Origin of the sequence: Hephaestia sp. MAHUQ-44 (assembly GCF_023806085.1) — a bacterium.
Lineage (GTDB): Bacteria > Pseudomonadota > Alphaproteobacteria > Sphingomonadales > Sphingomonadaceae > Sphingomonas.
The window spans coordinates 52,950-62,001 of sequence record NZ_JAMSLX010000018.1 but is presented as its reverse complement, the minus strand read 5'-3'; the positions used below and the strand labels follow the sequence as shown (position 1 = coordinate 62,001).

At 66.6% G+C, this 9,052-nt stretch carries 9 protein-coding genes; 3 read left to right on the top strand and 6 right to left on the bottom strand.

Features of this window, described 5'->3' with window-relative positions; translation table 11 throughout:
• The 3 genes from NFE57_RS15185 to purU form a co-directional block, all read left to right on the top strand.
• Positions 1-224 (top strand): adenosylhomocysteinase (locus NFE57_RS15185; RefSeq protein ID WP_252135602.1); only part of this gene is annotated, 224 nt, incomplete at its 5' end.
• A gap of 10 nt (positions 225-234) precedes the next feature.
• On the top strand, positions 235-1,179 hold the full coding sequence (locus NFE57_RS15180) for a methylenetetrahydrofolate reductase (protein WP_252136438.1): 945 nt from the start codon (positions 235-237) through the stop codon (positions 1,177-1,179).
• The gene (purU, locus tag NFE57_RS15175) at positions 1,176-2,033 is read left to right on the top strand and encodes a formyltetrahydrofolate deformylase (RefSeq protein WP_252136437.1); all 858 of its coding nucleotides are present in this window, start codon (positions 1,176-1,178) and stop codon (positions 2,031-2,033) included. Before NFE57_RS15180 ends, purU begins: the two co-directional genes overlap by 4 nt.
• A gap of 34 nt (positions 2,034-2,067) precedes the next feature.
• On the opposite strand, the gene NFE57_RS15170 is transcribed toward purU, so the two are convergent.
• The 6 genes from NFE57_RS15170 to NFE57_RS15145 form a co-directional block, all read right to left on the bottom strand.
• Positions 2,068-3,732 carry an MFS transporter gene (locus NFE57_RS15170; RefSeq protein ID WP_252136436.1) on the bottom strand — a complete coding sequence of 555 codons (1,665 nt, stop codon included), beginning with the start codon at positions 3,730-3,732 and terminating at the stop codon, positions 2,068-2,070.
• On the bottom strand, positions 3,692-3,913 hold the full coding sequence (locus NFE57_RS15165; protein ID WP_252136435.1) for a hypothetical protein: 222 nt from the start codon (positions 3,911-3,913) through the stop codon (positions 3,692-3,694). Before NFE57_RS15165 ends, NFE57_RS15170 begins: the two co-directional genes overlap by 41 nt.
• A 63-nt stretch (positions 3,914-3,976) precedes the next feature.
• Positions 3,977-4,846: a helix-turn-helix transcriptional regulator gene (locus NFE57_RS15160; RefSeq protein ID WP_252136434.1), complete on the bottom strand. Its 870-nt coding sequence runs from the start codon at positions 4,844-4,846 to the stop codon at positions 3,977-3,979.
• Complete coding sequence (locus NFE57_RS15155) at positions 4,843-6,036, bottom strand: alpha/beta hydrolase family protein (protein ID WP_252136433.1); 1,194 nt, start codon at positions 6,034-6,036, stop codon at positions 4,843-4,845. The genes NFE57_RS15160 and NFE57_RS15155 overlap by 4 nt, the downstream gene beginning before the upstream one ends.
• On the bottom strand, positions 6,036-7,262 hold the full coding sequence (locus NFE57_RS15150; RefSeq protein ID WP_252136432.1) for an FAD-dependent monooxygenase: 1,227 nt from the start codon (positions 7,260-7,262) through the stop codon (positions 6,036-6,038). Before NFE57_RS15150 ends, NFE57_RS15155 begins: the two co-directional genes overlap by 1 nt.
• 131 nt (positions 7,263-7,393) lie before the next feature.
• Positions 7,394-8,902 carry an aldehyde dehydrogenase family protein gene (locus tag NFE57_RS15145; protein WP_252136431.1) on the bottom strand — a complete coding sequence of 503 codons (1,509 nt, stop codon included), beginning with the start codon at positions 8,900-8,902 and terminating at the stop codon, positions 7,394-7,396.
• Positions 8,903-9,052 lie beyond the last annotated feature (150 nt).

Genomic DNA, 9,052 nt, shown 5'->3' with positions numbered 1-9,052 from the left:
CGTCGAGCTTCACCAACCAGACGCTGGCGCAGATCGAGCTGTTCACCAAGCCCGAGGCGTACAAGAACGACGTCTATGTGCTCCCCAAGCACCTCGACGAAAAGGTCGCCGCGCTCCACCTCGACAAACTCGGTGTCCACCTCTCCACCCTCACCAAAAAGCAGGCCGACTATATCGGCGTCCCCGTCGAAGGTCCCTTCAAACCCGATCACTATCGTTACTGAGCCACAGGTGATGGAACCCGCCCCCTGCCTGCCGCTGTCGCGCGGCGCCCCCACGGCAGTGTTCGACCGCATCGTCGATCTCGCCGCGGAGGCTTCGTACGAAGTCTCCGCGCGCGACGGGCCGGGGATCGCCGCGGCCGCGTCGCTACTCGCACCGGGCACCCGGATCTCGATCACCTGGCTTCCCAAGGATAATGACGACGATCGCGTCGCGGCCGCCTGTCGGCTGCGCGCGATGGGCTTCGAGCCGGTCCCGCACATCGCCGCGCGCATGGTGACGAGCGAAGCGCATCTCGCGCGCCTGCTCGGCCGGCTGTGCGACGAAGCGAGCGTGCGTGAACTGCTGGTCATCAGCGGCGATGTGGGCCAGCCGGTGGGACCGTTCGACAGCAGCGCGGCGCTGATCGACAGCCCCGCGTTCAGCCAGCCCGCGCTGCGCCGTATCTGGCTGGGCGGCTATCCCGAAGGCCATCCCAAGGTCGATGCCGACCGGCTGAACGCGACGCTCGACGCCAAGATCGCCGCCCTCCGCGATCGGCAGATGATCCCCGGCGTGATGACGCAATTCTGCTTCGATGCCGAGCCGATTCTGAGCTGGGCGCAGGCGTTCCGCACGCGCCATGCCGACGTGCCGGTCCGCATCGGGCTGGCCGGGCCGGCGGGTATTCGCACCTTGCTCCGTTTCGCGCAGGTCTGCGGCGTCGGCACGTCGGCCAAGGCAATCGTCTCGCGCGGCAGCTCGATCGCCCGATTGCTGAGCGACGCGACCCCCGATCCGATCATCCGCGATCTCGCCACCACACCGGCCTTCGCCACCCTGCAACCGCTTGCGCTGCACCTCTTCCCGTTCGGCGGGTTGGAACGCACCGCGCGGTGGATCAACCATGTGGCCGCCGGCCGCTTCCAGCTCAGCAGTTCACGCTCCGGCTTCCAACTGCTCGAAAGAGCCCCATGACGACATCCTATATCCTGACGCTATCCTGCACCGACCGCCCGGGCATCGTCGCCGCTATTTCGACCTATCTCACCGAAACCGGCGGCAACATCCTCGAGGCGCAGCAATTCGAGGATTGCGAGACCGGCCGCTTCTTCATGCGGGTCGAATTCGCGCTCGACGGCCGTCAGCGCTTCGAACAGGTGCGCGACGCCTTCCCCGCGATCGCCGACCGGTTCGCGATCGCGTGGCACATGCGCCCGCGCGACCAGCGCCGGCGCGTGCTGATCCTGGTCTCGAAGTTTGACCATTGCCTCGTCGATCTGCTCTACCGGCAACGCATGGGCGATCTTCCCATGGACGTGGTGGGCGTGATCTCGAACCATCCGCGCGAGACGTTGTCGCCCGCGCTGATCGACGGCCTGCCTTTCCATCATCTGCCGATCACCCGCGACACCAAGCCGCAGCAGGAAGCGCAGATTCGCGCCGTGATCGAGGAATCAGGTGCCGAACTGGTGATCCTTGCGCGCTACATGCAGATCCTGTCCGACACGATGGCCGCCTATCTTTCGGGGCGCTGCATCAACATTCACCACAGCTTTCTGCCCGGTTTCAAGGGCGCCAAGCCCTATCACCAGGCCTATGCGCGCGGCGTGAAAATGATCGGCGCCACCGCGCATTACGTGACATCGGATCTCGACGAGGGACCGATCATCGCGCAGGCGGTCGAGCCGATCACCCATGCCGACCGGCCCGACGAGTTGGTGGCAAAAGGCCGCGACATCGAGCGTCGCGTGCTCGCCAGGGCAGTCAAACTGCATCTCGACGATCGGGTGTTGCTTAACGACGCCAAAACGGTGGTTTTCCGTAACTAGCCGTCCGGTCTGACTCCTGCGACGACGCCGCCCGTCAGGGGTGGTCGGAAAGCGGATCGATCACGGCGGCGGGCGACGGGCGGTTCGCCGGATCAACCTCGATCACGCGGCGCACCTCGGGCGGTCCAGCACCGCGGTGCAGCCGCTGGATATGCTCGAAATTGGCGGAATCGGCGTGGGTCCGGCGCTGATTGTGGCGTATGTAATCGAGCCAGGTCGGCACCTGATAGCGCTCGATCCACGCCCGTGAATCGGCGAGATCGCACGACAATGTCCAGCGGCGCGCGCCGTCGCGACGGCGGATGCGGCGGCGTTCGGCCATCGCGAGCAGGAATTCGGGCACGTCGGCGGGATCGACCCGATAGGTGAGCGTGATCGCGATCGGGCCGCTGCGCGCCTCGATCGGCACCGCGGTGCTAGGTTCCTTCCAGCGATCGAGCGGATCGAGATCGAGATGGTCGACATGCGGCAATCTGAGCAACTGGCCGGCAAGCACGCTCAGCAATTGCAGCCCGGCGGCGGTGAGCAAGGCGTTCTGGAGGCCATAAGCATCGGCCACCATCCCGAACAACCAGGCGCCGAACGCCAACCCGCCGAACGCCGCGGTCTGGTAGGTCGCCACCACGCGCGCCACCATCCAGCGCGGCGCCCCGAGCTGGACCGACGCATTGAGCGTCGACATGGCAAGAATCCACGCCCCGCCGGCAAACGCCAGCGCGGGGAGCGCCGGCACCAGGCTACGGCTCATCGCGAGCACCGCCGCGCCCAGCGCAACCCCCACCGCCGCCACGCTCACCACGAGTTGCGGCTGCGCGCGGCGACGCAGTGGTGCGCTGATCAGCGCGCCTCCGATCGCGCCGACCCCGAACGCACCGAGCAGCACGCCGAAGGTGATCGCGCCACCGCCCATGAAATCGCGGGCGACCAGCGGCATCAGCGCCGAGATCGCGCTCGATGGTGCCGCGAACATCGCCGCACGCACCATGATCCGCAGCAGGTGCGGCGACATTGCGACATAGCGCAGCCCGCTGCCGATCGCGCTGCCGATCCGCTCGGGTGGCAGCGTGTGACCGCGCGGCGCCGGTCGCCAGCGCAACAGCACGACGATCAAGCCGATATAACCGACGCAATTGGCGAGAAACGCCGCCGCCGCGCCCGCGGCGGCCACGATCGCGCCGCCGATCGCGGGCCCCAGGCTGCGCGCGACGTTGAACGCAACGCTGTTATAGCCGACCGCCGCCGGCAACACCGTTTTGGGTACAAGATCGCCCACCGAGGCCTGCCAGGCGGGGCCGTTGAGCGCCATCCCGCAGCCAACGAGGAAGGTGAAACCAAGCAGCAACGCGGGCGTCACCCAGTGGAGGCCCGCCATCATCGCCAGCGTGAACGAGGCGGTGAGCATGAAACCCTGCGCGGCGAGCATCACCCGCCGCCGATCGTACGTGTCGGCGATCGCGCCGGCAACCAGCGCGAGCAGCATGATCGGCAGCGTCGCCGACGCCTGCACCAGCGCCACCATGCGCGGCGACGGCGCCAATTGGGTCATCAGCCAGGCCGCACCGACCGACTGGATCAGATAACCGAGATTGGCGACAAGATTGGCGAGCCAGATCGAACGGAACAGCGGATAGGAAAAGGGGGACAGACGGGACGCCGCCTCAGACCCCACGATCGATACGCCCCAGCCCCCGGTCGGCATCGCGGATCAGCCCCGCGACGCGCGTCACCCCCAAAGTGCCGCCGAGCACGAGTTCAAGCACCTCGGCCTGTGTGGCCCTGCCCGTCCGCCTCGGCTCGCTGATCTCGCCGCACGCGGCGATCTGCGCCACCCCCAACGCGATGCCGGCGATCACGACGATCCTCCACCCGATCCGGGCCATGCCTTCTCCTGTCTCATTCGCCCCTCGGGGGGTCTCTTGAATATAAGCTTGTATGATAACTTGTCAGTCGCGGGAAGGGGCAACGCCTGCCATCAGGCGGCGATGCAACCGCAGCAGATCGCGCCGCGAAGCAATGCCGAGCTTGCCATAAGCGCGCCGCCGGTAGGTGACGACGCTGCCGTAGGAAAGCTGCTTGCGCCGCGCGATTTCGTCCTGCGTCTCGCCCAGCATCATCGCTGCTGAAATCTCAGCCTCGCGCGCGCTCAGATTGCAGTGCAGTGCCATCAGCAATTGCGCCAAGGCTGCTTCGCTGAACATATCCCCGACGCCCGCCATGACGTGCTCGTGGCGCTCGACCGCGGCCATCAGCAGCCCTGCGTGGCGTTCCAGCCGCTCGATCTCAGCGGCGGAAAAGGGATCACGCCGCGCGGTGCGATAGCCGTTGGCGAACAGCGCCGGTGGCCCGCGGCGGAAGATCGAAAGCCGCTCGGCAATGTCGGCGCGCTCGTAACAAGCGGCGCGATAGGCCGGGTCGGCGATCTCGGCGGCGGACCGCCGGACGACGACCGGCCGCTTGGTCGCCGAGCGCGACAGCCGTGCCAGCTGATGATCGGATCGCCACAGCCCGTCGGCATAATCGAGCGAGGCATGGATGGGAAAATCCGCCAGGCCGGGGCAAGCGCCCTCGGCGAGCAGCAACCGAAGCGTCCCGTCGCGCTGGCGCAGGAAGACCGAGCACAGATCAACCCCCGCAAGCGCACGCATCGCGTCGAGAAACCGTGCCGGAAACGCCTCGGTACCGATGGCGGCGACCAGCGCGGCCAGCACATCAGCCATCTGTTGCTCGCTCGTCTCGCCCTGCCCGCGCCACGGCACCGTGAACGGCGCGCCATGCCGTCGGGCTGCCTGAGGGGTGGTGAGACGCAGAGTCACGGCGCGAGCAGCCCCTTGCGCCGGCTCCAGTCGATCACCGCGTCAAGGCATTGCCGGAGCAGGTCGGGCTGACCGAGATAATAATGCGTCGCGCCGATCAGGCGGACATATTCCTTGTCCGGCGTCGCCAGCGCGTCGTGGATCGCCGGATTGTGCGTCGCGGGGACGGCCTCGTCGGCCGTATTCTCGATCTGCAGCACCGGCGTGTTGCGGATCCGCGCGGCGTTCATCGGCCCCTTGGCGTTGGATTTGTCGTAGCTCCACTGGCTGAGCCACGACCGCAGCGTGGAGTACCGCGCGAGCCCGACCGGCCCGACGTTCACCGCACGCGGATCGCCCATATAGGTCCAGTTGGGCCGCCGCTCCGACGGATCGACCATGGGGTCGAGCCAGCGCACGTCGCACATCGTGCGATGGACGACGAAGGCGCGCTCGTGCTCGGGGCCGCCGGCGGCTTGCAACCGCGCCAGTTGCGCCTCGACCCAGGCCGTGATGCGCCGGTTGCGCGCGCGCTGGGCCTCACGGAAGCGCGCGACGAACGCGGCGTCATAGGGGGCCTGGTGCGGGCAATCGGGCGAATAGATGTCGAACTCGGGATCGCGCGTATCGGGGTCGAGTTCGTCCACCACCGACGGATCGAGCCATTCGGTCATGGTCTCGGCCCGCGAGAGGTGCGCGGCGATGAAGATCACGCCGTCAGCCGGCTCCAACCCCGCTTTGGTGAGGTCGACCGGGTCGCCCGCGGGGGTATGGGTGACGCTCGGATTCTCGGCCTGTGCCTGATAGAAAAGCGACAGCGACCCGCCGCCCGACCAGCCCACCAGCACGACCTTCTCATAGCCCAGAGCGGTGCGCGCATGGGCCACCCATGCGCCGAGATCGATCGCCACCTTCTCGAAGATCAGCGCGGTATCGTTGCGCGGATAGCGACTGGCGGCGCACAGCACGTCGAGCCCGGCATCGGCCAGCGCGGTCGGCATCGGCAGCAGGTGGAGCACCGAGGTGGGGTGCATGAAAAGATAGACCGTGCGCGATCGCGACGCCGGATCGCGCAGCAACTGGCCTTCCAGATTCACCTTACCCGAATTGCCCGCAAACCCATAGGTTTCGGTGAATTTGGGATTGTCGGCAAAGGACACGATCAGCGGCGTGCGCGTCCAGGCGGCTTGTGGGTTCGCCACGCCGGCCATCAGAGCGCGCCCACCGCGACATCGCTGCCGGTGAGCGACACACGCGTCACATCATAACGGAACAACCATTCGTACCGGTCGATCACGCGTTCGGGCGCCCATTGCTCGTCGACATAGGCCTGCGCGTTGTGCGGCTCGGCCAGCATCGGATTGTGGAATCGCTCGGTGTTGGCAGCCGCCCCGTCGACGACCTTCGTGGTGCGTGGAATCCGTGCCTGCTGGTAGCGTGACAGCGCCTCCTCGATCGTGTCGAATTCCTCGAACGCGCGGGCCAGAATATAGCCGTCCTCGATCGCCATCGCCGCGCCTTGCGCGAGGAAGGGCAGCATCGAATGACAGGCATCGCCGAGCAGCGCGATCCGGCCCCTCACCCATTCGCGCATCGGCGGACGCGAGATCAGCGCCCATTTGAAGGGTTGCGGGATCGCGGCGATATACGCGTGCACCTCGTCGTGCCAGCCGGGATAATCGTCGTGATATTCCTGGTTGGTGCCCGACGACGACCAGGATTCGACCTTCCAGTCGTGGCGTTCGACGACGCTGGTGAAGTTGATCAGTTCGCCACGCCTTATCGGGTAATGGATCACATGGCCGCCCGGCCCGATCCAATTGACCCCCATCGGCTTGTTCAGTTCGGGCGGCAATTGCTCGACCGGGATCACCCCGCGCCAGGCGACGATGCCGGTGAACTTGGCCGGCCCCGCGCCGAACAGCAACTCGCGCATTTTGGAATGCACGCCGTCGGCACCGATCACCACGTCGAAGCTTGCCGAAGGATGGCCCGCGAACGCCACCGTCACCCGGCTGTCGTTGCGTTCGATCGCAACGAAGCGATGATCGAGCCGGATCGCGTCGGGCGCGATCGCCTCGATCGCCTGCACCAGCATCTGGTGCAAATCGTTGCGATGCGCGGTTACATAAGGAAAACCGTACCGCGCCTCGGATTCGACGCCCAGATCGAACAATTTCCAGGTCTGGCCGGTATTCCACAGGCGGATTTCCTTGCCCTCGGGTTCGAAACAGATCGCGCGCAGTTCCTGTTCGATACCGAGTTCGCAGAACACGCGCACCCCGTTCGGGCTGAGCTGAAGCCCCGCACCCACCTCCTGCAATTCGCCGACCTGCTCGTAGACCGTCACGTCGAACCCGCGGCGCAGCAAGGCGAGCGCCGCCGTCAGTCCGCCGATGCCCCCACCGATGATTCCGATCCTCGGATTATTTCTCAAGACAGGCACCCCTTCACTTCTCGCAATTGGTCATGACGAATGACATTCGTCAATATCGTAAATGCCAAGCGCCTTCCCGTGCCGCATCGCTTTCGTCGGAGACGTGGATGACGTGGGAAGGCTGCGCCCGGCTAGAGCGCGATCGCCACCGCTTTGACCTCGGTATAAGCCTCGATGCCGTCGCGGCCGTTCTCGCGGCCCCAGCCCGATTGCTTGAATCCGCCAAACGGCAACGCGGGATCAAGCCCGCCGCCGTTGACGCGCACCGTACCGGCCTTGAGTTTGCGCGCGAGCCGGTGGGCGGCGCTCAGGTCATTGGTCCACAGCACCGCGCCAAGGCCATAGTCGCTCGCATTCGCCTCGGCGGCGATGCGATCAAGATCTTCGTCGGCAAACGACATCGCGCACAGCACCGGCCCGAAAATCTCTTCGCGTCGCACCGCCATCGATGCCTCGGTGCCGGTCAGCACGGTGGGCGCGACGAAATAGCCGTCCGCATCGATAGCGCGACCGCCGGCCCGCAGCGTCGCACCGTCGGCCACCCCGCCTCGAACATAGCCGCGCACGCGATCGCGCTGCTCGGCGGAAATCACCGGCCCCATCTGCGTCGCCGCGTCGAGCCCCGAACCGAGCGCGATCGATTCGGCGATTTTGGCGACGCCATCGACCACGGCATCGAAGTGCCGCTCGTGCACGAACAACCGCGAACCCGCATTGCAAACCTGGCCGGCATTGGTGAAGATCGATCGCGCCGCGCCTTCGATCGCGCGCGCGGGGTCGGCATCGGGGAGTACGATGACCGGCGTCTTGCCGCCCAGTTCGAGCGTCACGCGCTTGAAATTGCCGGCCGCGGCGCGGACGATCAGTCGCCCCACCTCGGTCGATCCGGTGAAGGTGACCTTGTCGACCCCCGGATGCGCGGTCAGCGCCGCGCCCGCGGTCTCGCCGAAGCCGGTCAGCAGGTTGAACGCACCAGGCGGGAAGCCGATCTCCGCAATCAGATGGGCAAGCCGCAGCGCGGTCAGCGGGGTCTCCTCGGCCGGCTTGAGGATCACCGCACAGCCCGCGGCGAGCGCCGGGGCGATCTTGGAAACCGCCATCGCGAGCGGTGCATTCCACGGCACGATCTGCGCCACCACGCCCACCGGCTCGCGCAGCGTATAGGCGTGCCAGGTGCCGGGCCCCGACAGCGCGATCGTCTCGCCGTTGAGCTTGGTCACCCAGCCGGCATTATAGCGCAGCGTCTCGATCGCATGCGGCAGATGGAAGAGTTTCGCGTCGCGCAGTGGCATGCCGTTATCGAGCGTCTCGAGCGCCGCGAACTCATCGGCATTCGCCTCGAGCGCGTCGGCGAGACGATTGAGCAGCCGCGCGCGTGCAGCGGGCTTCATCTCGCTCCACGCCGCGCCGTCCATCGCCGCGCGCGCCGCCGCGACGGCCACATCGACATCCGCCGCGCGCGCCTCGGCGATCTTGGCCAGCAACGCACCGGTCGCGGGATCATGCGTCGGAAAGCGTCCATCGTCGACCGGGTCGATCCAGTGGCCATCGACGAACAATTGGTGCCGGCTGGCGGCGAAAGCGCGAGCCTTGTCCAGGCCTGGAATCTGCGATCTTTCCCCCGTTGCCGCGCTCGTCATCGTCACTCTTCTCCTGCCTGAAACCGGCGCCGCGCGTCGTGAAATTTGCGTTCGTCGGCATGCGTCGTCGCTGCACCATACCCAATGCCATTATATCTTGTCGAATGCTATATGTCATGCCACAACGTCAACCGAGCAGGGGCCGGGAAG